Genomic DNA, 24,990 nt, shown 5'->3' on the forward strand with positions numbered 1-24,990 from the left:
CAACGCATCAAAAAGCCCCTATCATGGGGCTTTTTGTTATGTTTACAACTACGTACCTAAAAACGATATTGCAGCCCTAACGCGATTTCACCAATATCATTTTTTGATAAAAAGTAGTGACTATAATCTAACCCAACCGACAAATCAGCTGATACTTCATAGTAAACACCACCACCTAAATAGCCACTAAATCCATCATCTTTGTATGTTAGCAAATTACCACTATCACGCTTACTGTCTATTTCGTACTGCCAACGTAATAAGCCAATAAATACTCTACCACTAAAGCGCTTAGTGATGGCCTGAGAAAAATCAACTTGAGCCGATATGCCGCTGGGCAAAACGGGAGCTTCTTTGGCGAGTAAATTTTGGGTTTGCTCAGCGGAGCTTACATCTCCTGAAAAGCGCACCTCACCTTCTCCGAGATCGATATATCTCAGTCCAACATGCAAACTTGGGAGCACTTCGTAAAATGCTCCGATAGACCAGCTTGTGCCTTTATCATCTACTTTTTCAATTGATAACTGCGTGGCTCGAAGTTTCGTATCGGCAGTAGCTTGACCAATACTTCCTGTAAACTTCCATAGCTCTGTATTTGCCTGAGCAGCACCCATAGCAGTGATACAAAACGCCATTAGCATTGTCGCTAACAACTGGCTACGGCGAATAAATGTTGCTGTTGTTAGTAACACAAGTAACCCTCCTAGTGATCCTGATGAACTATTTGTGATAGTCGTACTTTGTTGCGTATTTACTACCACCGATACAAAACCTTGTGCCGATGCACCATATTCATCACGGACCACATAAGTGATAGTGTCTGTACCTGAGAAGCCAGCTTTTGGCATATAGGTAATGGTATTATCAACATTAATAGTCACACTACCTTGCTCTGCACTGACAGAAACCAGATATAGCGAGGTTTCCTCTGGGTCACTGTCATTCGCTAGCACGTCTATTACCAGCACAGCACCACCATTGCTAACAGCACTATCATTTATAACTACAGGGGCTTTATTCGTTATCACCGACACACTCACAGTACTGCTAGATGTGCCACCTTTGTTATCAGTAATACTGTATTGAATCGTTGCTTGGCCAATAAACAGATTGGGTGGCGTATAGTGAAGCTGCTCATCAAGAACTTCTACAGAACCAAAGTCCACAGTAGCACTGGTTATTGTCAGTGAGTCACCATTTTGGTCCGTGTCATTGACCAACACATTGATTGAGATAGATTGCCCTGACACGATTGTTGCGGTGTCTACATTTGCCTTTGGTAATGCATTATTACTTACAGGCACCGCGATACCACCAGGGTCAACAATTGTGCCGTTAGCAATACCATCATCATCATTAGGTCCACCATCAACAATTCTCAATTGCACACACCAAGCGCCTTCAGCTAGGCCACTCACCCATTGGCTATCACCAGGAGGAGGACAGAATCCAGGTTCACCTTGAGCAGATAAAAGCTGATTGTCGGTATCAACCACAAAATCTGTCCATTGGCCATTTTTCAACTTACGGTAAATGGCACCAAGAGGCACAGGTAATCGCTGAGGGAGTACAATTGAGTAAACATCACCGGCTTGCGGTAGTCCTGTCGCAATGTAGTCAAATAACCCACCGGTATTCGTTGCGCTAGGGTCATTAGGTAACTCTGACTCTAGTAACTGCAAACCACCAGTTTGGTTTTGTGACACAGTGACACCCTTGCGTAGGCAAACCCCAGGGTCACCCTCAACTAGGAATTGCCCTGATTCAAGTGCTTGCTCTTGCATAACATTACATTCAGAGATGGCATCTTGAAAATCAGGAATGCCGTCACCGTCAGAGTCTGTATAACCTTCTTGGTCATCTGGGATCAAGTCTCCATCTGAGTCATTTCCGCCAAGTGCCCCCAACGATTCAATAATTTCAACAAATATATCTTTGGTCGTTGATAAACTCGGCGTCGCATTATCTTGCGCCGTGACACTGACTTTATAGATACCCGTTGCAACGCCTTGTGGGTTAAACACAAATTGAAGCGGATCTGTTGTACTATTTACTAAGCTGGAATCGGCTTGCCAAGAAACAGTAACTTGATCATTCGGGTTAGGATCAAATACCAAGGCGTTAATTTGCACCTCATCATTGGTCGCGGTAATTAAGCTGCGCTCTTCATTATTTTGAGTCACCTTGGTGGTTATTGATGGCGCTGCGTTATCCTCAACTATTGTCACTGTTGATGATGACTTAGTTCCAACATTTAAACTGCTATCTAAGGAGATCACAATAGTTTCGTTACCCTCAACTAAACTATCTGCAAAAATAGTAAACTCGATCTTCGCTTCAGTGCCTGAGCTAATAACTACCTCGCCCGCTTGTAAATCGTGGTCGCTACTATCTGCCGTGCCAGAGACTGTGTAAGGTATCGTAACAGGATAACTAGGCGCTATACCGTTAAGATAAACACTCACTGAATGACTTCTATCTTCGGCAACTCTGCTATTTTTTTGCAACGACACTAGCGGATTAACATTCACCGTCTGACTGGCTGTTGCAACTAAGTTATTACTATCAACCGTTTGCCAGTAAACAATATGTGTACCAGGCGCAAATATTGGTGTATTACGAGTCAGTGAGACCGGTAGAGGGTTGCCTTGACTATCAGTTGCAACCGCCGTTCCTAGGTCTACTTTGGTAAACAAGCCTGTTGCATTGACTGTAATGTCATTAGGCGCTTGGATTGTTGGTGCACTGCCACCGTTAACATTAATAATGGTTAGCGTAGCCACCGCAGAAGCGCGCGCTTTATTACCATCTGTAATCACATATTTTATGGTAACAGGCCCTTGAGCATTACTCACACCTTGGTAAACAAGTGCACTATCTGTAATGCTAACTGTACCTAGTGATGCCTTAGCACCGACAATGGTGATTTTATCTCCATCTACATCTGAGTCGTTATCAAGTACTGGCAGCTCGTATTGATTGGTAGATACAAAGTCAAATACAAAGTTGTCATCAACGGCTATCGGCGCATCATTGATTGGCAATACGCTCACACTGACAGTTGCAACCTGTGAACTTAACTCTCCGTCAGACGCTATAAAGGTAAACCCATCACTGCCGTTAAAGTTAGGCAATGGTGTATAGCTGAAGGTAGTCCCTTGAATCGTTACTTGGCCATTTTGTGGCTGACTTTGCAGTGTTAACGTGAGTGTATCACCATCAGCATCCTCTACCGCAGCGGCAAAACTAGTCGTCCCGTCTTCTCTAACGCTTTGCTGCATATCGGTTGCAACGGGTGCGGCATTTATAGGTTCAACTGTTATGGCAAAAACAGGTAAGCTGGTTTGCAACTCTCCATCGCTTACCGTAATGACGATATTATCGTAAACCCCAACATTTTGCCGCGAAGGAGTACCCGTTAAGCTACCTGTTGCTGAGTCAAAGACTGCCCAACTTGGTAAGCCTGCAATGCTAAATGTGAGAGAAGTAGAATCTACGTCTGCGGCTTGCGGTACAAAGCTATATAGCTCATCTTGCTTAACGGAGCTTGGCGCAATACCTTGTATTGTGGGCGCATCATTGACTGCCACCACCACAATAGTAAAGGCTGCAAGTGAAGCGCTTGTCTGACCATCGCGAACCGTTACCACAATACCTGAGTAGGTGCCATCTTGACCCTCTGTAGGTGTGCCAGTAATCGCCCCTGTGGTATTGTCAAAGCTAGCCCAAACAGGCAAATTACTGACGCTAAATGTTAATGTGTCTTGATCACTATCCACTGCAGTTGGTGTGAAGCTATAGCTCACATCTTCATTTACAGAAGTCGGCGGTGTACCAGAAATTACGGGGGCATCATTGACGGATGAAACCGTAATATTCACTGTCGCCACATTTGAAGTTAACCCCTCGGTATCCTGCACCGTGTAAGTAAAGCTATCATTACCAAAGAAGTTGGCATTTGCAGTATATAAAATAGCGCCTGAGCCTTGCACTTGTGCACTGCCACTTTGTGGGTTAGTGACAACCGTTACACTCGACGTGTTTAGTTGGCTATCTACATCAGTATCATTACCCAATACATTAATTTCGATATTACCATCTTCAAGTATTTGCGCGGTGTTGTCTGCAGCCACCGGTGCATCATTCACCGCTGTGATATTGACTGTTACCGTAGCTGGGTCAGAGCGCAGCCCATCACTATCTTCGATGGTATAAGTAAACGTTAACGTACCATTTTGGTTTAAATTAGGTGTAATTGTAATCACACCGTCAGTGGCAATCGTTACGTTTGCTTGGGTATATACTCCTGCACCATTACCTTTATCCTCAAGTGCTATATCAGCACCAACAAACCCGCTGTCTTCAACGTCTGTGTCGTTAGCTAGAATGGCTAAAGTAGTCGCAGTGTCCTCATTAGTCGTCACTGAGTCATTGCCCGCCACAGGTCTGTCATTCACGGCACCAATATTAATAGACACAGTCGCAACATTTGAGCGACCACCAGCACTGTCTAAAATGGTATAGGTAAAGCTATCAGTGCCAGTCTCATTAGCATTTGGTGTATAAATCAGCGTACCTGCAGTTTGGTCTATATTGACGCTCCCTTTAGTTGGCTGTGTTGCTAGTTCAATATTACCTGTTGGGTTTGTGTCCTCTACATCCGTAGCGCTAGCTCTGACTGTTAACGCCGATGTAGGCGTATCTTCGCTAATGTTTGGCGTGAAATTGGCCGCTACAGGTAAATCATTTACCGGTGTAATGGTTATCGATACCGTTGCCACATTTGATTCAGCCTGAGCTGAATCTTTTACCGTATATGTAAAGGAGTCAGAGCCATTAGCATTGGCATTAGGGGTGTAAGTAACTGTTCCATTATTAATTGATATCTGACCTTTACTTGGAGATGTTTTCACCGTGACAGAAGAGGCGACCAATGCATTCTCTGGGTCATTATCATTACTTAATACATTTAATGAACCCACCGTATCTTCAAGCGTAGTAAGGCTATCGTTACCAGCCGTTGGAGCAACATTGTATTGTTTAGTAACAGTGTCAGTAAATGCAGTACTTTGATTTCCTGCAACATCGGTCACTGTGACAGACAGAGTTAAAGTGCCTTCGGCCAAAGCTGTTACATTAATAGAAGTAACTTGCTGCGAACTGCTTGTTATCGCAGTTGAACTGCCGCTCACCGTACTTGTGCCATCGGATATTTGGTAGGTAAAAGTGCCTGAGCTTTCTAAGTTGGATAGCGTAAAGCTTAGAGCCGATTCATTAGTTGCATTAATTGTACTTTGATCGATTGAAGCGCTGACTCCTGACGGCGCTGTGGCATCTATGGTGACAGACAAACTCGCGCTGTCGGTTGTGTTACCCGCCGTATCAGTTGCTCGGGCAAAGATTGAATGAGCACCAGAGGCAATAGCAGTACTTGGTGTAATACTCCACGCTCCCCCACTTGCCACCACACTACCAATCGAACCATCTACATTAGAAATAAGCGTGATAGTGTCACCCGTCGTAGCTGTCCCCGTAAAGGTTGGGGTTGTATCGTTGGTCAAATTATCTGTGCTTGAACTGCCACTATCGCTTGCTGCTGTTAAATCAGGGGTACTTGGCGTAGTTGGTGCTGTAGTGTCAATTGTCACACTTAATGCACTTGAACTGGCGCTGGTATTATTTGCAGAGTCAGTTGCTTTTGCAGTGATAGAATGAGCCACTCCGGAGGCCAGCGTGCTAGTAGTAATTTGCCAATTTCCGCCCGTTGCCGTTGCGCTTCCGATGGATGTTGCGCCACCACCTACCTGATCGCTGTATAAAGTCACCGTTGAGCCGCTTTCAGCAGTACCGCTAAAGGTCGGTGTTGCATCATTCGTAATGTTATCTGTGCTTGAAGCACCTGAATCAGAACCAGAATCTAAATCAGGTGTTGAAGGTGCATTTGGCGCCACGTTATCGTTTACTGTTATCGTAAACGACTTTTGGAATGTTGTAGTGCCATCACTGGTTTGCACACAAATAACATAATCACCTGGTGATGTTGAACCTTGAGTTTGCAACGTACTGCTGGAAAATTGAAAACTACCATTGCCTGAGTTTGCAGCACAACTGCCATTAGCACTCGCACCGGCTGTCACTAAACTGTAGGTATGACTATCTGCGCTTTCTGCATCTGTGGTACTTGCGGTAGCAACAGTAGCTGCTGCCCCCGTGTTGGACTGGTTGATAGAGGTCGCTGTTAAAGCTATATCCGTTGGCGCATCATTCACAGCGGTAATATTTACCACCGCTTGGTTAGTACCCGTGCTATTAGTTGTGCCATCATTGAATGTGTAATTTAAAGTCACCGATGATGAGGGCTCTTCAGAGCTATTACCATACGCAATTGCTTGTAAAACACCATCAACCAAAGCTGATGTCGCGCTACTGTTAAAGGAAAGTACTAAAGTGCCAGATGAGTTAGTAGTAACCGTGCCGACCGATATAGAGTTATACGCAAACGCGTTACCTTGTACTAAGGTTCCAAGCAAGCCGCTATGACTAAACACATCCTTGCTGCTAGCCCCCCCCGAGCGAGCTATAGTCAATGATGCACCATTATAGTTACCATTACCGCTATTGAGTGCATCTAGCTCTGTATCAGCAACCGTCATATCGCTATCTATCACGACAGGTGAGCCGTTTTCTGTGAACGTGCTACCGCCATTTAAGCTACTAAATGCAGGTACATTATTTGCTGCAGCAAATGTAATTACAGTATCACTGCCTGAATCTGCCACTGTATATACCAAATCATTCGCTGGTGCATTGGTCAATGTGAGTGACACTTCTGGACTTGCAAATGTAGTTGCATCAGTATCAACCTCTAGCGTGCCAGTACCGTTAAAGCGCACATTACTGGTGGTAAGCCCTGTGATTCCTGTAATAGTGATGGTATCGCCCGCTGCAAGGTCGGCAATGGTATCACCATTTAAGTCACTAACTGCACCTGCAAAGTTGTCATTGCCGCCATTCCCAGTCATAGAATCAGTGCCAGCACCAGGGCGAATGGTATCTGCACCACTGCCGCCCGTTATAGTATCTGAACCATCTAAGTCTGTGGCAGTAATTTGCAATACATCTGTTGCAAACGCAGAAGCATTTATCACCAATCCAGCTGTGATAGCGCTGCCTGATGAATTAATAACAGAAACTGTTTGCCCGTCAGCACTAAAGTTGTCTGTTAAAGTGATTGTGGCATTATTATTAGTGCCAATAGAGATACGTTCAATGGCAGAAACAGACGTGCTGCCAAAATTGAATGTGCCACCGTCCATTAACTTGAGTGTTTCAGTTCCACCGCTTCCTGATATCGATGAAAAATTAGATAAATTTGCAACATCAACCGCAACAGTTGCACCACTGCCAACGCTCAACGAGCCAATATTGGTAAAGCTACCACCAGTTATGTCGGCGCCGTCAGTCACTTGCACTTGATCAGCAACCGTTGCATCTCCGGTTAGGGTACCAGTGTAAGTACTTCCCCCAATCGAAAATGTAATCGCATCAGTGTTAGAGCTTGCGGTTACGCTAGTGGTGCCAGTTGAGACAGTAATCGTTCTGGTATTAGTGCTATCATCCCCAACACTATAATTTTCAATACCAGTCAGCGTAGTAATATTCCCATCTCCACTGATAGTTATGGTTTCTGAGCTAGGTGCGGTGATAGTACCGTTAAAGCTACTATGCTGGTTTAGCGTCATTGCTACTGACGCTCCAGAGGCTAAAGTCAAGTTGCTCACGTTTGCTATCGTTGCACTGGTAATATCTGCGCCTGAACTTAACGATAAGGTATCTGCTACCGTATTTTCGCCGGTAATTGTGCCTGTGTAGGTCAATGTACCTACATTAAATGTGATGGCGTCACTACTTGAATTGCCTGTTACAGAATGATTAGCACTAACGATTGTAACCGTTCTTGAGTTAGTCGAATCATCGGACAGCGTGTAATTTTCGATTGCTGAAACTGTTGAAATGTTACCATCCCCCGATATCGTTAGTGTCTCAGTTCCCGTTCCTGATACCGTCCCTGAAAATGCTGAGAGTTGTGAAATTGTGATACTTGCAGAACCACCAGTTGTAACAGATAAGTTTTCAAAACCACTCACTGTTGCACCTGTAATACTGCCGCCGTTGCCAATTGACAAAGTATCTGCGCCACTTCCGCCTGCAAGAGTCCCTGTAGCCGTTAATGCGCCAACATTGACCGTATCATTACCACTACTACCAGTAATATTTTGACTCGCACTACCAAGCGTAAAGGTGTTTGCCGCAGCTAGTACATAATTTTCTACAGCTGAATTACCGGTTAAGCCATTACTCGCAGTACCAATATTGATAGTTTCAGTGCCTGCGGCTGTAATTGTGGAAAAGTTATCATGCTGCGCTTCGGTCATCGTAACCGATGCACCACTTGATAAAGTAAGCGACTCAAAGCTGCTTAGCGTTGCCCCACTAATATTCGCACCAGAACTCAACTGCAATGTGTCAGTGCCAGTGCCACCCGAGAGCACGCCAGTGGCTGTAAAGCTCGTCACGTTCACAGTATCTGCTGCACTACTACCGGTAACATTTTGTGTGGCCGTTGCCATTGTAAAGGTCATGGCGCTGCCCAGCACATACGTTTCAATATCACTATCCCCTGTAAGGGTTTGATCACCATCTCCACTTGAGATAGTGAACTGGTTAATGCCCGCACCGTTAATAGCCGTGGTAAAACTATCATGCTGTAATTCGCTTAACGTCACTGAAGCATCATTTGCAGGCGTGAGCGTTTCAAAACCAGTTAAGCTCGTGAACCCTGTAAGATCAGAACCATTGGGAACAACCAATTCGTCAATGCCAGTACTGCCGTTTGCGGTAGAACCACTAATATGACTCGCAGATGCGATAGTGAGTGTTTCATTATCGCTGGTGAAAGTAATCTCAGGAGATAAGTTAGTGCCATTGGTGGTATTAAACGCCGCTGCTGAACTGCTTGCGGCAGTCACATTAGTCACCGATATCGTAGCTGTACGAGAGACGCTGCTATCAGTACCATCATTGATCAACACCGTCACGGTTCGGCCCGTTTCATTGGGCGCACTTGAGGTGTTGTTATAAGTCACAGCCTTTAGGAAGGTTTGCACTTCAGACGCTGTTGCTGTCGCTCCCGACACAGTAATAGTGTCTTGCAAAGCAATATCTGAAGAACCAGAAATCCCCGTTAACGCATCTTGTGCAGAAGCACTCACATTTAAGCCCTCAGAAGCGCCATCTTGATCATTGGTGAGCGTGACAGTAATGGTGGTAATGGTATCGCCATCCGCTTCTGTCACAGCCGCATTCGGTGCAATATTTACCGCTCCGCCCGCTTCGGTAAAAGTTGCGCTACTGTTATCACTACCTGAGTTTGAATCAAGATCGACAACTGGTGCGGTGTTAGCAGTAGTGAAATTAAAGGTGGTATCGTTGCTTATCCCTGCAAAGCTGTTACCTGCGGCATCATCTACAGCCGTGGTATCAACGCGAATCGCGTAATTACGGTTGCCTGTTAAACTACTGGTAGGGTTGAGATAAATCTTGTCGCTGGTGATACCAACACGACCAGCGCCTGGAGTAGTGGTTGTCCCATCACTCTCTGTAGTCACACTGAATACTTCAAAGTCACTGCTGCCGCTCACATCTCTAATAGTAATGTTACCCGATCCCAACGCAATACTTTCACTAAAGTCGATAACAATATCGTTGCTGGCAGTTACATTAGTTGCATTGTCATTTGGTGTGGAGTTTGCGCCATCAAAAGTAGGAGCTACAGTATCGACCGTAAAAGATGATACGCTTAAGGCGCTATTCGCGTTCCCCGCAGAATCAGTCACTGTAACAGTACAGTTTGTGTACGTACCATCTGCCAATGCTGTCGAGTTATCGGTTTGCGTCAAAGTGATAGTTTGGTTGCCCGTCGAGCCGATTGTAGTCGAGCTTGATGTTCCGCAACTCCCTCCGACAGCCAATATCCCTGTCTCGTTGGTACTAAAAGTATAGTTTGGTGTACTGTCATTGGTTGGGGTTGTTACTGCCGTGACTTGAGTAACCGTAGGTGCCGTTGAGTCTATGGTGATACTTAATGAACTAGAGCTGGTACTTGTATTTATGCCATCCGACGCTTTAGCTGTGATTGCATGGGTGCCCGCACTCAAGACACTAGTAGTAATCTGCCAGTTGCCACCGGTTGCCGTTCCCGAACCAATAGAGGTCGCCCCGCCATTTACCTGATCACTGTAGAGTGTCACCGTGGAGCCGCTTTCGGCCGTACCGCTAAATGTAGGCGTTGTATCATTCGTTGTATTATCGCTTGTGGATGACCCCGTATCCGATGCGCTATCTAAATCAGGCGTTGACGGTGCATTAGGCGCGACATCATCCGCAACCGTGATTGTGATTGATTTTTGGAAAGTCGTTGTCGCGTCGTTGGTTTGTATACACACATTATAACTGCCTGGTGCCAAAGAAGATTGAGTTTGTAATGTGGTGCTAGAAATCGAAAAGCTAGAGTTGTTATCATCACCCGAAGCGGTACAACTACCATTAGCGCTGGCTGCATTCGTCACTAAACTGTATGTGTGTGAGTCACCTCCATCGGCGTCGGTCGTTGACAAAGTACCAACGGCCGCAGATGCACCAGTAGCAGATTGATTAATAGAGGTAGCAGTTAGAGAAATATTAGTCGGTGCAGAATTTGTTATTGGTGTAATAACCACGGTATCAAATGCAAAACGAGTATCATAATTGCCATTTGCTTTATCTTTAAACTCAAAGACCACCGTATCTATATTGTTCCAGCCAGAATTCGTAAAATGATTAGTACTATCCATTGTGAAAGTAGTATTACCATTACCTGCTGGTATATCTATAGTTGTCGTTACCACAGCACTGGTACCCGTACCACCATCATAGCCAGTAATTTTTAGCTCAAAGCCTTGCGATCCTGTTGGGGTGACTGTTTGTACGTTTCGTAAAATAATAAATGAATTTAAGCTGAAGTTGTTTGTGCTGTTACTTGAATAGAATATGTACCCTCGTGCAGATACAGTGGGTGAAGCATTCACCATATCATTTGCATAGGCCCCCATGCCATTTACTATACCAATTGAACTGTCAGACGTGTAGGACGTGCTACTACCTCCGTCAAAAACATAAGTAACAGAATTACTTACATAACTATAACTCGGTTGGCCTGATATGTTTGACTCGGCGGAATAATCTATCGTTGCTGCAAAAACAAGGTAGCTAGGGAGCGCTGCAAATACAACGAGTGCTCTTTTAAAAAAAGTTGAAATTCGACCATCGCTCATGTGCCCCCCCAGCCTGACAACCTAACCTATTGACAAGAAAATAAAAAATTACTAACTATCACTATTTTTAGAAGCAGGCTGTACAAAGCGCCTGCATTGTATGCCTGCTAAGCGTATTACGCTCTAGATGGATAAACACCTTCCAACACCATCTGCCAATTAACAACCTGAAATGGATTCACTATGCTGAAAGGCTCAGAGCTACCTGTTAGCCCAACAGTTACGCTCCCAGAGGTGCTACCTCCGTCAATTGTTAGCCCTGAAATTTGTGTTAAATCAGCAGGAGGCGCAAATCCACCCGCTTTGTAATACATTTGACTTGTTGTATTCGAAGCTAAATAAGCACCTTCGTCAGGAGTCGTGGTATTAGGTGCATTTTTAGACACTTGCAATGTGCCTGCAACTCCGCCACCACTGGGCGTAAATGCCGCATTATGGTTATGCTGTGGCATCTGTGACACATCCAAGGTTCGGTACTCTGAGCCAGCTCGCTGACCAATCGTGTACTGTGCACCTCCAATCATTCTGCCCATTCCCAGCGGACTGCGGCCGCGCATATCAGGTATACCGAAAGAGGTTCTGGCGTCTCCACCATAAAAATCACTAATTAAAGAAAACAACGCAGTGTTCTCTGATATAGCTAGCAATTGCCCCTGACAACTTGTCCAGCTACGGATTGTAAAATTACCACCGAACGGTCTCATAGTACCGATATATGAATCTGCTGACATAATAAGTCCTTATTTTTACAAATTACTCAATGGTGACAAGCGGACTTTAGTACTGCTCTCGAACGCCACACCAACTATGTTACTTACTAATAACGTTCAAACACTGAAGATTAACTGTCTATTCTGATTGCTGAGACTCTTCAGGCTCATACCCCATTGGGTGAACAGAAAATACAGGCGGAATAAACAGCTCAGGTAAGGCAACTTGACGAATACTACCTGCCGATGTTTTACCTACGCACACAGTACCTACATCGTTTACACTCAAAGTCACCTGAGGATTGTCAGATGAGCTAGGAAAACGCCAATACAGCTCTGACGTTTTATAGCGGATCAGCACCATCTGCTCGCATTGATCAAACTCATCAGGGTGTTCACAAAACTTATCGTGATACTCTGACAATTTTTGCTCGCCCATAAACTGCACTAACAGGCTGCCCATACCAGGAATATCAACAATGGCAGACTCTGCACGCCCAACGTTTAAAGCGCCTTTTCCTTCTAACTTGGAAATCACTTCAGCATTATCACTACTTGGAAGTGCTCCATTGTTATATGGGTACACAGCGATGTTGTATCCGTATTGATTGCTTATCTCTATGTTTATCTTCATTCGTTAACTCGCTTCTGAAGTACTATTCACAGCATTGTCTTAACTAAAAAACGATAACACCCACGCACATCTATATACCGCTTTCCTTAACATTGCTTTTCCACTATAAAAGCAGGCAAACCTTGCTTCATTAGTAACTAAGTGCTTCTGTTGTTACTTACTCGGTAAGGTCATACCCGCTTCTAATCCAAATAAAACCGCAAACCGGTATCCGTCAAACAAACCTTGCTGAGTACTAACAACGTCAAAGCGCACGGCACCATCTTTGCTCTTTATAATTAACCCTCTGTTTCTATCTATCTCAACCACAGTCCCAGGGAGTAGTCCCGCTATAGGACAATCAACGTTGCTTGCTTGTAAAAGCTGAAACATATCTTTACCGACGGTAAAAATGGCACAGCCAGTATCTACATTGCCTGCTCTGGCCATATTCATAATTTGCTTTGCTGTTTGTGTACGCCAGTTCACAATAAGTTGGCGATGCTCAAGTAAAGGCGCCAACTTCTCTGACACAGCTGATTGCGGCTGCCATTTTAGTTTTTGCTGCTCATCAGCTTGGCAAAAACGCTCTATAACATGCGGAATAGTCTGCGCTACTTTTTGTTGTAAGCTGCTCATTGTTTCAAATGGGTGGATAGCAATATCCACACCCATGCCTGCGGCGATATCTCCACTATCAATATCCTCACTTACTTGATGTAAAGTTATGTGGGTTGTTTCTTCTGCGTTTCGTAACTGCCAATATAGTGGGAAAGGGCCTCGATAGTCAGGCAATGGACTTGGATGGATATTGATAAGATATCCTGAGAAATACTGTATGAGCGTTGCTTTAATTTTGTGTCTGAACATGTATATCAAACCACGGTTTGCACCCAGCTTGTCTAAACCTGCTAGCAGTTCATTATCATTGCTCTTGCTGAACTGAAGCGTTTGTATGCGGTTTTGCTGTAACCAATATTGCAATTGTGCCAAGTCTGGATTGGGCTCCGCTTCAATCAGCACCACACAAGCCAACTTGTTGGTTTGTAATAAATATTGAACTATCGGTAGACTTTGGCAGCTACCTGTGAACAAGGCGAATCTCTGCATAGTGCTTCCTTCTATACTTTCACTGGCACAAAGCCTGGTAATCCACTGATTTGATAGTAAAACTGCACAGTATCGCCGCTATTTGCCACAAAGTGCGTATGCTCAATATCTTTTGGTTTTATATCGATATAAACGCTGGTATCTGGCCTTGGGTGGGTAATGCCTGAGTCATACTGCCCCACTTCTTCTTGCGCAAACGTTTCTACATGAGCGTATACGGCAAAAATTCGCTGGCTCATATCTGTAATATCTTTGGGTAAAACAATTTGGTTGGCGGGGATCACTTTGATGCCATCTTGCAGTTCTAACTCTTGCATATTAAGCAAAGTCGATTTATTTATATTGATGATTTCACCAAGCTCCACTCTATCTTGAAGTGCATCTTTTGCCATATTGTTGGAGTGACTATAATCCACTTGTTTCCACTGCTGATTAAATTCAGTTTCCCCAATCACCATCATGCCTCTAACCGACACGTTTTGTGGGATCATCCAACCATCTATGTTAAGAAACTTGACCAAGTGCTTAGCAATGCTCAACTGCCCTTCTTTAGTAAAGCCGTGCTGCATCGCTTCAAGCACTAGCAAATCGATTGCCGTGTCAGGCTTAAACTCTGTTGCATCGGCCTCCTCAATCAGCGCTATGTAATCTTCCAGTTGTAAGTCTTTGACTAACTGTCTAAGCGTTATGACTGCACCTGGATGAACATCAACTAACATCACTTGAAGCTGCTTAGCACTATAGGTTTGCATGTCTTTGTAATAGCTCAGTAACGGTAAAAGTAGCGGAGCAAAAGGCCCACAAGCGGGATACAAAATAGTAATAGATGGTTTGTGCTTGAGCTTACCCTGAATGGCTTGATCAACACCTCTTGCATAGCCTTTGATACGATAAACATCTTTAATGGTATGTTTGCAATTATGCGGTGACATAATAAGGCCCGTTGCACTGATGTACTGGCGGGTTAACAGCTCTTGGCTAAGCTTTGCCTGCGCCATTGACTGCACGGCATGCTCATACATTGTCTCAAATGCTTTAATGAGCACTTTATGCTCAACTTTGCTACCACTTAATACCAAAGCCATAGCATCAACAAAACTTTTTTGTAATAGCTTTTGCCTTTGTTCAACAGTAACTTGTGACTTTAATAAAGACTCAAGTTGCGTTCGAATTGAATGTTTAAGCAACTCATCTATTTGAGGATCTGCATATCCTAACGAAACATCATTAAGTACTTGCGATTTTTCCATTATTGCTGCCTAGCTCCAAGGGTCCTTGACTAAAATGTATTACGGCAAGATTCAGTCGGTATTCATTGCTGTGTTCTATTCAGTCTAGACACGCAACAATAAAGTGCTAAGTTTTTAATAAAAAATAGGTTGTTATTACCAATTTAGGGAACATGCATATAAGTAAAAATTGATGTGATTTGCACCACTTGCATAAATGAACATCAAACATTTCTGAACATAAAAAAGAGGGCTGGATAAACATCCAGCCCTCTTCGAGTCAAATAGTAAAATGGTAAACGTTTACTTTTTCTGTGCACGCCCTCTGATTGCAGCCGTACACATCAATATGTACAACCACCATAGTGCCCCACCAGAAGATCTACTGTGATTATTACCGCCTTGACCATCAACATTTGTACCGGTGCGTTGTACGGTAACACTCACACTGCTTGTCACTGGTGCCCCATAACCATCACTTATGGTATAGCTAATGGTATCAGTACCGCTAAAGCCCGCCTTCGCCGTGTAAACCAACAGTGTGCCCTGTTGAATACTCACGCTTCCTTGTAATGCAGATACTTCAATAATGGTCAGTTCATCACCATCGGCGTCGCTGTCATTGGCAAGCACATCAATATTAATGCTTGCACCTGCACTTACCCGTGCAACGTCTGATTGTGCTATCGGTAATCGGTTTGCAGTGACTTGCACCTGTACCATGCCATTACTGGTTGCACCTTGCTCATCACGCACTATGTAACTCACAGTATCAACGCCTGAAAAACCAACGTTAGATATGTAACTAAGCTTGCTGCCATCAATAATACTCACTTCTCCATTATCTGCCACTGCGGTGCTCACAGCTAAGCTATCGCCGTCTGGGTCGCTGTCGTTTGCCAAAACGTCGATGATAGTTTGTTTGTGATGAAGCGCAATTACTTGCTCACCTTGTACCAATGGCGCTCGGTTACCTATTACGTCAACAATAACTTGGCTATGTGCTGTACCACCTTGACCATCGGTAATGCTGTATGTCACAACATCTACCCCCACAAAGTTTTCAGCAGCCGTGTACTTAACTGTTTGTTGCGCCGTGATCTCAACTACGCCAAACTGCGCTGACACATGCGACAAAGTTAAAGCATCGCTGTCTGCGTCACTGTCGTTCGCAAGTACATCAATCTCCAAGCTACTATTCCAAGACAAGATAGCACTGTCTTCGCTTGCTACTGGCTGGGTATTATCACTGAGATAAACTGCAACACCACTTGGGTCAACAACAGTACCATTCGCCTCGCCATCAGCATCATTTGGTCCGCCATCTTGCACTAGCAGCTGCACACACCAATGACCTTCGGTTAGGCCCGCTTGCCACAGAGCATCTCCCGGTGGTGGGCAATAACCAAATTCACCAGCGGCACTGAACACTTGGTTGTTTTCATCTTCAACAAATTCTCCCCAGCCTTTAGCTTGCGTGTATTTGCGATAAACAGCATTAGCAGGAATAGGTAGTTGCTGAGGCAATACTAGGTTGTAGTTTTGCCCGTGCTCGGGAAGACCATACGCAATGTAGTCAAAAATACCACCTATGTTTTTGGCTTGTGTATCACGCACAATACCTTGCTGCTCATCAGACTCTAGCTGCAAACCTCCCGTATTGCTAAGTGCAGCCACCGCACCGCGACGTAAACAGACCCCAGGGTCACCTTCTGCTAAGAACGCGGTTTGGTTACTTACTTGAGCAGGCACTACGTTACATTCGTCAATCGCATCAAGGTAGTCTGCGATACCATCCCCATCAGAGTCTTTGTAACCTTCTTCACTGTCAGGAATTAAATCTCCATCCGTGTCAAATTCACTTAAAGCGGCAAGTTGTTCAATCACTTCTACATACACAGTCTCTGTTGCGCTCAGCACTGGCGAGCCATTATCTGTAACAATCGCTTTAATGGCATGCACACCTATAGAGACTGCAGTTGGGTCAAACACAAAACTCGCTTGCTCGCCACTCATATTGCTTAAATCTGATAACCAACTCACAGTTAGTTTATCGGCTGGGTTGGCATCTTGAGCAACGGCGTTGATAGTCACAGCACCACCAGCTTGGCTCACAGTCAAGCGAGTTTCTGCTTGCTGCTGCACGTTTAAGCTCAACGTAGGCGCAATATTGCTTTCGCGAATACGGATAACCGTTTGCTGTTTGTTGCCAAGGTTTAAAGCCGAACTCAGTGTCACTATCACGGTTTCTTCTTGTTCAGCAATAGCATCTACTAATACCGTAAAGTTGATTGTCGCTTGTGTACCACTATAAATAGTTACGACACCGCTTTGTGCACTGTGATCACTTTGCGAAGCTGTACCACCAATAGTGTAAGGAATATCTAATGGGTAAGTTGGTGAAACTCCATTTAGCATCACTTGTACGGTTACCTCAGACCCTTCCGTAACAACCTGATCTTTACTCAAAGAAACAAGTGGTTTTACATTCAGCAGCTGTGAAGCAATAGTTTCTAACCCAGCACTGTCTTGAGTTTGCCAATATACATTGTGCTTTCCTGGTGCAAATACCGTTTTAGCATCCACTAACGAAACTGGAAGTACATTGCCCTGACTGTCTTTAGCCGATGCAACACCTAAGTTTACTTTCGTAAATAACCCTGTTGCATTAACGGTTAAGTCAGCAGGTAAAGTGAGTGTCGGCGCTTGTGTATTGCGATTACCTTCAATAATTAAGTTAACCTGAGCATTCGCTCGACCCTTGGCACCATCAGTCACAGAGTACGACAACGACACTGCACCAACGTAGCCTGTCGGGGCTTGATAGCTAATTATTGAATCAGTAGCGGTAGCAGTACCGAGACTTGCCGTAACCCCTTCAATGCGCAGTGCATCACCGTCGACATCTGCATCGTTACCTAATACAGCAAGCGTATAGCTATCATTTGCTGTTTTAGTCAGTGTAATGCTGTCATCTTGCGCTGTTGGCGCATCATTGATTGGATTAACCGTTACACTAACCGTTGCAACTTCCGACGTTAGCTCTCCATCGCTGGCAATATAAGCAAAACTATCTTGACCGTTGAAGTTAGTATTTGGGGTATATACCCAACCGCCTTCAGCCGAACTTAACACCCCATTTTGTGGCTGTGTTTGTACGGTTAAAGCTAATTTATCACCTTGCTCATCACTCACTTGAGCTTCGATAACAACGCGGCCATCTTCATCTACTTTTGCTGTTTGTGGACTTGCTTTCGGCGCTGTATTGCGAACACTGACAGTTAAGTTAAATGGTTTTAACGCAGCGGATAGCTGACCATCAGATACAGTGATTGATACGTTGCCTGTTACACCTATATCGTCACCCGTTGGTGTGCCTGATAACTCACCGGTTTGGGTATTAAACGACGCCCAAGTCGGCTTGTTTTCAATATTAAAGGTTAAGTTTTCACTATCAATATCTTGAGCAATAGGTGTAAAGCTATAACTATCACCTTCAAGTACAGAGGTCGCTGGCAGACCCGAAATAGTCGGCGCATCATTAACATTAATTACGGCTAGTGAGAATGCAGGCAAGCTCGCTTGTAATTTGCCATCCGACACCGTTAGTACGATATTATTCGTCGTGCCAACATCACTTTGTACTGGTGTGCCCGACAGCCCCCCTGTTGCAGTATTTAAGCTTAGCCATGCAGGTTTGTTAGCAACGCTATAGGTGAGTTTATCACCATCAATATCAATTGCTTTAGGAGTAAAAGTATAAAGCTGGCGCTCATTTACACTGGTTCTTGGAGAGCCACTTATAGTAGGAGCATCATTAACATTGGTAACGGTCAAATCAAAGGCTGGCAGTTTTGCTGATAATTCACCATCCGATACTGACACCACAATACCTTTTGTAGTACCTACATCAACGTTGCCTGGTGTGCCGCTGAGCTCTCCAGTATTCTTATTGATACTTAACCATTTAGGGTTGTTCTCAAGCGCATACGCAAGTGTTTTAGAGTCAACATCTTTGCCCTCTGGTACAAAGCGATAAGCTTGATCTTGCGCTACAGTTACAGCTGGCGTACCCGTAATAGTTGGCGCGTCATTCACAGCCTTAACCACAATACTAATTGATTCAGATACTGTACCTGCAAGCGTGTCAGTTAGTTGAACTTTAACGTTTCTAGGTGTTGTTGACGGATCCTCTGAACTATTTTCATAGCTAAGCGCTCTTACCAGCGCTTGCACGATCGCGTTGCTGCCCGCAGTTAAGTTAACTGTTAGCGTATCGCTGCCAGTCACAACACCATCATTTGCAGTGCCACTTGTCTCCTCGAGGCTACCAATTACAGTGCTTTGATAACTCAACTTGCCATTGCTAATGCTAAAGTCGCCACTGGTATCAATAGTCAGCGTATCTTCTGCTAAGCCATTCGCGGTAATTGATGCCACAAGTTTTGCACCATTACCTTGCCAGTTTGTATCACCATCCGCATCATTGGCGGTTGCTTGGCTATCAATGATAGTCGCAGCATCGTTCTCGATGTAATTAAGTGTGGTTGCTAAGCTCAAAGTCGGCGCTGTATTCACCGTTAAGTTAATGGTCACATCCGCATTGGCTGATGTGCCGCCCTCACCATCGGCTAACACAAAACGCACCACACGATCACCCGCCGTGCCGGCTGAGTCTTGGCTATTGTCATATTCAATGGCATTGATAACTGCTGCCACAACGGCATTGGTGGCATTGCTGTTGAAGGTAATAATTAGGTTATTGCCATTGCTACCACCGGTGTAACTACCCACACTGGTTTGGTTATATTCAACCTGACCATTGTTCAATGAGATTTCAGCGCTGCTGTCATCAATCGCTAAAACATCTTCCGCAGTTTGTGCACCACTGGCAATCGATACCGTTAACACGCCACCATTGAACGTATCGGTATCTATGTCTGTCACCGTTACTGCACTGTTTTGATTTACAATCACAAAGCTTTGCGCTGAAGCGTTGTAATCAAACTGCTCGCCATTAAGGTTATTGATTATCGGCGCATCGTTTACATCGGTAATATCAATATTCACTGTTGCCAGCTGCCCTGAACTACTACCGTCACTGCCGCTGATAGTGATCAATGCTTGGTCATTACCTTGGCTGTTACTCTCACCTGTGTATGTAAGATTTGAAGCAGTATTGAGGTAGGTATCAATCGCACTTGGTGATCCTGTTAAAGTAATGGTTTTACCGTCTTGCGATAAGCTTGCCGTCACCCCAACACTTGCACCGTCAGCTGGCGTTCCAAACAATCCCTTGTCCACTTTGATCGTTAATGTCACGCTCGCGCTATCAGGGTCAATAAGCGTCAGAGCCGATAAATCCAAGTTTGAGCTGGCATCTTCTATCACCAAAACATTGGCAGGTGGTGTCGTAACAGACACAGCATCATTAACTGGATACACGGTAAAATTGAAGGTTTGCCCAGTCACTGGTGCCGCATTGTCCTCACCGCCATCAGCGAGCGAAAACATAAAGCTGTCTGATTTGGTTTCGCTGCCATCATGCACATAAATTAACATGATGTCGTCGACATTTTTTTGCGTGAAGGTTGCATTGAGCGTTAGCTTTTCGCTGTCAACTGGGTTTCTATCTGTATTTGCATCAATATACAAATGGCCATGTGATGGCAACGTCGTCACTGTATAAGTTAAACCTTCGCTGTCATCGTCTACATCTTCAGCCATGAAGCGATCTTTAAGGATAAAGCCTTTGCTACCTTCGCTTATGCTCAAGCCACGGTTACTTTTGACTGTAGGCGCATCATTAACAGAAGTGATGGTAATTGTTGCTGTATCAGAGGCATTTGAGAATGCGGTCGAGCCACCTTTACTGGTCGCATCCGTTACATCACCTGTGGTGCCAGCAGACTTATCCCATGCCACAAAAGTTATGCTTGATGTACCGTTGTAATTTGCATTTGGTACAAAACGAACTCTATGTGTATTCACACCACTGAGCGACCCATCTAGCAGACGAGCCGCTGTTGTTAAGTCAACATTTTGGCTTGATGTCGTACTGAAATCACTCCAGTTGCTGCCGTTATCCGTGCTGTATTGCCACATGCCGTTGCGGTTATCAATGCCAGTAACCGCAATAGCTTCAACCGCACTACCGTCAACATCACCTATCGAGCTATCAACCACCAAGGTTGCAATGCCACTTCCAGTGTTACTCGTACTCGAAATGTCTTCTGTAATGGTTGTGAATACCGGCGTTTGAGAATCATCTAACGTTGGCGCATCGTTCACTTCCGTAATGCTAACAACAGCTTGGTTTGTACCCGTACTACTTGTTACACCATCGTTAAATGCCCAAGTAAGCGTAGCTGAGGCACCCGGTGCTTCTGAGCTATTTGAGTAGGTGATACTTTGCAATACACCAGCAACGATTGACGTTGTGGCACTGCTGTTGAAGGTCAGTTTCAAGGTACCCGCACTATTGGTGGTAACGGTACCAACGGCAACACTGCTGTACTCAAAACTTTGGCCTTCAACTAACGCCCCTAACGAACCTGTATTAGCAAAAACATCGCTGCCGTTAGCACCACCAGCTCGGACAATGGTAACGCTCGCACCATCATAGTTACCATTGTTGCTATTAAGTGCATCCAGTTCAGTATCCGATACTGTAACGTTGGCATCCAACACCACTGCTGAACCATTTTCAGTAAATATGGGTGTGCCATCAAGGCTTGTAAAGACTGGCGCGTCGTTTTCATCCAACGTAATAGTCACCGTTTGTGTACCAGATTCCACGGCGTTATTGGTTGTAACTGCTGAAATATCGATGATCACAGTTTCGTTGTCATCAATAACACTGTCGTCAACGGCAGTTACTTTAAATGTTTGAGAAGCACTGCCCGCAGCAATCGTCACGCTGTTGCTGATGTTGTCAGATACACTGTAGTCAGTGCCTGAGCCCGTTGCTGTGCCTGTAATATCGATACTCACCGTCACTGCATTGGTAGCATTCACTGCGTTGCCAGCTGCATCTTTCAGAGCAAGCGTCACCGTAGCAATGCCGCCTTTTTCACTGACCGTTGTATTATCAACACTCAGTTCAACATTCGGTGCAACCGTAAAGGCAAAACCTGTATTGTCACTAAAACCAGCAAAAGCATTGCCGTTTTGATCGGTTAAAAAGCCTGAGTCCATGCGCACTGCATAGCTCACACCCGCAGACAAGTTCGCACCGGGGTTCAGTGTTAACGTGTCACCAGATAAACTAGCCGCACCGCCATTACTACCCGTTATAGCACCACCATTAATGGTAAAAGTTTCAATCACATTGCCGTTACTATCTACTAAGGTGATCGTGCCGCTCGTGCCCAACTTCATCGTTTCAGAGAACTTAAGCGTTAAGCCACCACTTGCTGAAACACCAAAACCACTATTGGCGGTAGAAGAGCCCGCAGTATCAATGCTAGGTGCAACCCCATCAATAACTAGGGCCTTGTTGGCAGCAATCGAGTTGGCCGCACTCGGTGTTGCTAGTGTCAATGTTGCATCATTACCTGCCGTATCTTTAATTGTGCCACCGTTGAGATTTAGCGCAGTCGTTGAAACATAATCAAGGTCGCCGCTGACATCACCCGTTTGCACTGTGTAGTTAAAGGTCACAACAGAATCAGATGCTGAAGTGAAGTTGACAACTCTATCAACATCACCGGTTTCAAGCGTTAAAGTGGGTGTGCCTGTTACAGCGATATTTTCAGAAAACGTCACCTGAATCGCAATTTCATCACCCACTTTATAAGTACCATCGGCTTTTGAGGAGGAAACACTCGAAACCGTAGGGGCAATGGTATCAACCAGTACGTTGTCAGTATTAACGCTACTTAGCGTGGTATCAAAGGTATTGCCTGCCGTATCGTTCAGCACCGCGTTATTCAGTGCAAAACTGGTGATATTGATTCCATCTAAATCTTCATCGCCTTGCACCACAGTATAAGAGAACTGTAATTCGCTAGTAGGCGATGTGGTTGTGCTGGTATCGAGTGCAACCGTTTTGCTACCAATGGTCAGGTTAAGTTGAGGCTTACCTGCAGAAGTATTGAGCGTCACCGCCTCAGATAACTGCGCGGTAAAATCAAGCGATTCACCCAATATATAGGTTTTATTGCTCGGTGGCGTCAGCGAAGACACTTTGGGTTGCGTGGTATCAACACGTATACCCGTTAAATCAGCCACATTGGCGAGCGATACATTTAAACTATTGCCCGACGCATCTTGGATAGTACCACCATTAGTATCTACCACACTGCCAAGCTCTAGGCCATCTGTATCATTATCGCCAGCCTGTACTGTGTATCTAAAAGTCAGCGCGGTTTTGCTGCTGTCACTACTATGGTAGCTTGCGTAACGCGTTGTGCTCCCCACTTTTAGGGCAATACGCGCAGTACCTGAGGTTGTGGTTACATCCAATGCTTCAGATACATTGACCACAAAATCAATGGTGTCATTTTCTTTATAGCTTGCACTCGTGGACGTAGTAACCGAGCTTACCGTCGGCTTAATTGTATCAACCGTGATGGTAAAGGTTTTTTCAGCAGAGGTATCCACCCCATCGTTGGCCGTACCGCCATTATCTTGTACTTGCACCGCGATAGTGGCAGTACCACTCACATTCACAGCTGGCGTGTAAGACAATTGGCCACTGGTGTTAATTGATATATTTGACACCACATTATTGGCATCACTTTGTTCACTCACCAGGTAACTACTGACCGATTGTACTGCGTTCGCGTCACCATCACTGCTCATCGACGCAAAGTTAGCAACCACTTGTTGATTACCCGCTGCTGCGTCTCCCCCAATTGAAATATTGCTACCCAAGCTCAACGTTGGCGCATCATTCACTTCGGTAATATCAAGGTTAACCGTTGGGTTACTCGCAAGGTTACTGTTGCCATCATAGGCTGTTATGGTGATCAGCGCTTGGTTGTCACCACTGGCATCACTCACTGATTTATAAGTGATATTGCTTGCGGTATCTAAAAAGGCGTTAATATTCGCGGCACTGCCAACGAGGGTGATCATTTTTTTATCACTCGAAAGTGCGCGGCTAGTTAACGTCCCCGCGCTCGATAAGCTTTCAAATGTGCCGTTATTGACCGTTAAAGTCACGGTGAGCGCATCGTTTTCAGCGTCAGCAAATTCAACTGCAGATAGAGTAACGTTACTTGCAGTATCTTCTAACACACTAATATCTGACGGCGCGCCAGATACGGTTGGAGCTGAATTTAATTGCGCATTGACATTGTCAACGATCAAACTGAGGAATGATACGTTAAAAATAAAATTCCCTCGACCGGATTCGAATACTGTAAATTCAATAGAAGAGACGCCAGCAACCGGTTGAAAAGAACCAAAAAGGTCAGCTAAACCGGCCGAAGTACTGTTTGAAAGCCGAGTTTGCTCCGACAATTTAAGCGTTGAAAGCGTATCACCATTGGCATTTTTAAAAACGACTTGAGTAGCTGCAGTCAGTTCGACTAGTGTTGAATCATAAGCATGTATTTTAATATCGGTGACATCAAAGTGTGTCACATTGTTGCCGTCGGCTTTAAATATAAAAGTTTGTGGTGACCCCGCAATATAAGGGTTAATACTTTCAACACCATAATCTTTTAAACTGTTGGGTACTAAATAACCGCTATGACCCGTCACGGTTCTAAATCCAGTGCCGCCGGAGTCGGTTCCATCTATATTATCAAAACTAATTGTTTGCGCAGCGTAGGCCTTACCAACAAGAGAAATTGACGCAAAAATCAAGGCACTTAACACATTAAACATTTGTTTAACGTTCATTGAAAACCTCCTTTTTCATGCATATGTTCAATCAAGCCGAGCTCAAAAGAGCCCACCTTCATCCAGCTGAGATACATATAGATTTCCTCAAAAATCAAAAAATA

6 protein-coding genes are annotated in these 24,990 nt (G+C 44.7%); all 6 read right to left on the reverse strand.

Annotated features, from left to right (window positions below):
- Positions 1 to 56: 56 nt before the first annotated feature.
- The gene (locus tag HC733_RS04675; protein WP_238937433.1) at positions 57 to 11,372 is read right to left on the reverse strand and encodes a tandem-95 repeat protein; all 11,316 of its coding nucleotides are present in this window, start codon (positions 11,370 to 11,372) and stop codon (positions 57 to 59) included.
- A 116-nt stretch (positions 11,373 to 11,488) separates the two neighbouring features.
- Positions 11,489 to 12,103, reverse strand: a complete 615-nt coding sequence (locus HC733_RS04680) for a phage tail protein (RefSeq protein WP_190363881.1) — start codon at positions 12,101 to 12,103, stop codon at positions 11,489 to 11,491.
- Between the two features lie 118 nt (positions 12,104 to 12,221).
- Positions 12,222 to 12,716: a hypothetical protein gene (locus tag HC733_RS04685; protein WP_190363882.1), complete on the reverse strand. Its 495-nt coding sequence runs from the start codon at positions 12,714 to 12,716 to the stop codon at positions 12,222 to 12,224.
- 153 nt (positions 12,717 to 12,869) lie between these two features.
- Positions 12,870 to 13,805: a methionyl-tRNA formyltransferase gene (locus HC733_RS04690; RefSeq protein WP_190363883.1), complete on the reverse strand. Its 936-nt coding sequence runs from the start codon at positions 13,803 to 13,805 to the stop codon at positions 12,870 to 12,872.
- A gap of 11 nt (positions 13,806 to 13,816) precedes the next feature.
- On the reverse strand, positions 13,817 to 15,055 hold the full coding sequence (locus HC733_RS04695) for a hypothetical protein (RefSeq protein ID WP_190363884.1): 1,239 nt from the start codon (positions 15,053 to 15,055) through the stop codon (positions 13,817 to 13,819).
- Between the two features lie 282 nt (positions 15,056 to 15,337).
- Positions 15,338 to 24,886 carry an Ig-like domain-containing protein gene (locus HC733_RS04700; protein WP_190363885.1) on the reverse strand — a complete coding sequence of 3,183 codons (9,549 nt, stop codon included), beginning with the start codon at positions 24,884 to 24,886 and terminating at the stop codon, positions 15,338 to 15,340.
- Between the last annotated feature and the right edge of the window lie 104 nt (positions 24,887 to 24,990).

It is taken from the genome of Pseudoalteromonas sp. S16_S37, assembly GCF_014694405.1.
Lineage (GTDB): Bacteria > Pseudomonadota > Gammaproteobacteria > Enterobacterales > Alteromonadaceae > Pseudoalteromonas.

Excerpts from the sequence above, each read along its gene's own strand:
- HC733_RS04685 (WP_190363882.1), bottom strand. The coding sequence starts at position 12,716 with ATGAAGATAAACATAGAGATAAGCAATCAATACGGATACAACATCGCT.
- HC733_RS04680 (WP_190363881.1), bottom strand. The coding sequence starts at position 12,103 with ATGTCAGCAGATTCATATATCGGTACTATGAGACCGTTCGGTGGTAAT.
- HC733_RS04700 (WP_190363885.1), bottom strand. The coding sequence starts at position 24,886 with ATGAACGTTAAACAAATGTTTAATGTGTTAAGTGCCTTGATTTTTGCG.
- HC733_RS04675 (WP_238937433.1), bottom strand. The coding sequence starts at position 11,372 with ATGAGCGATGGTCGAATTTCAACTTTTTTTAAAAGAGCACTCGTTGTA.
- HC733_RS04695 (WP_190363884.1), bottom strand. The coding sequence starts at position 15,055 with ATGGAAAAATCGCAAGTACTTAATGATGTTTCGTTAGGATATGCAGAT.
- HC733_RS04690 (WP_190363883.1), bottom strand. The coding sequence starts at position 13,805 with ATGCAGAGATTCGCCTTGTTCACAGGTAGCTGCCAAAGTCTACCGATA.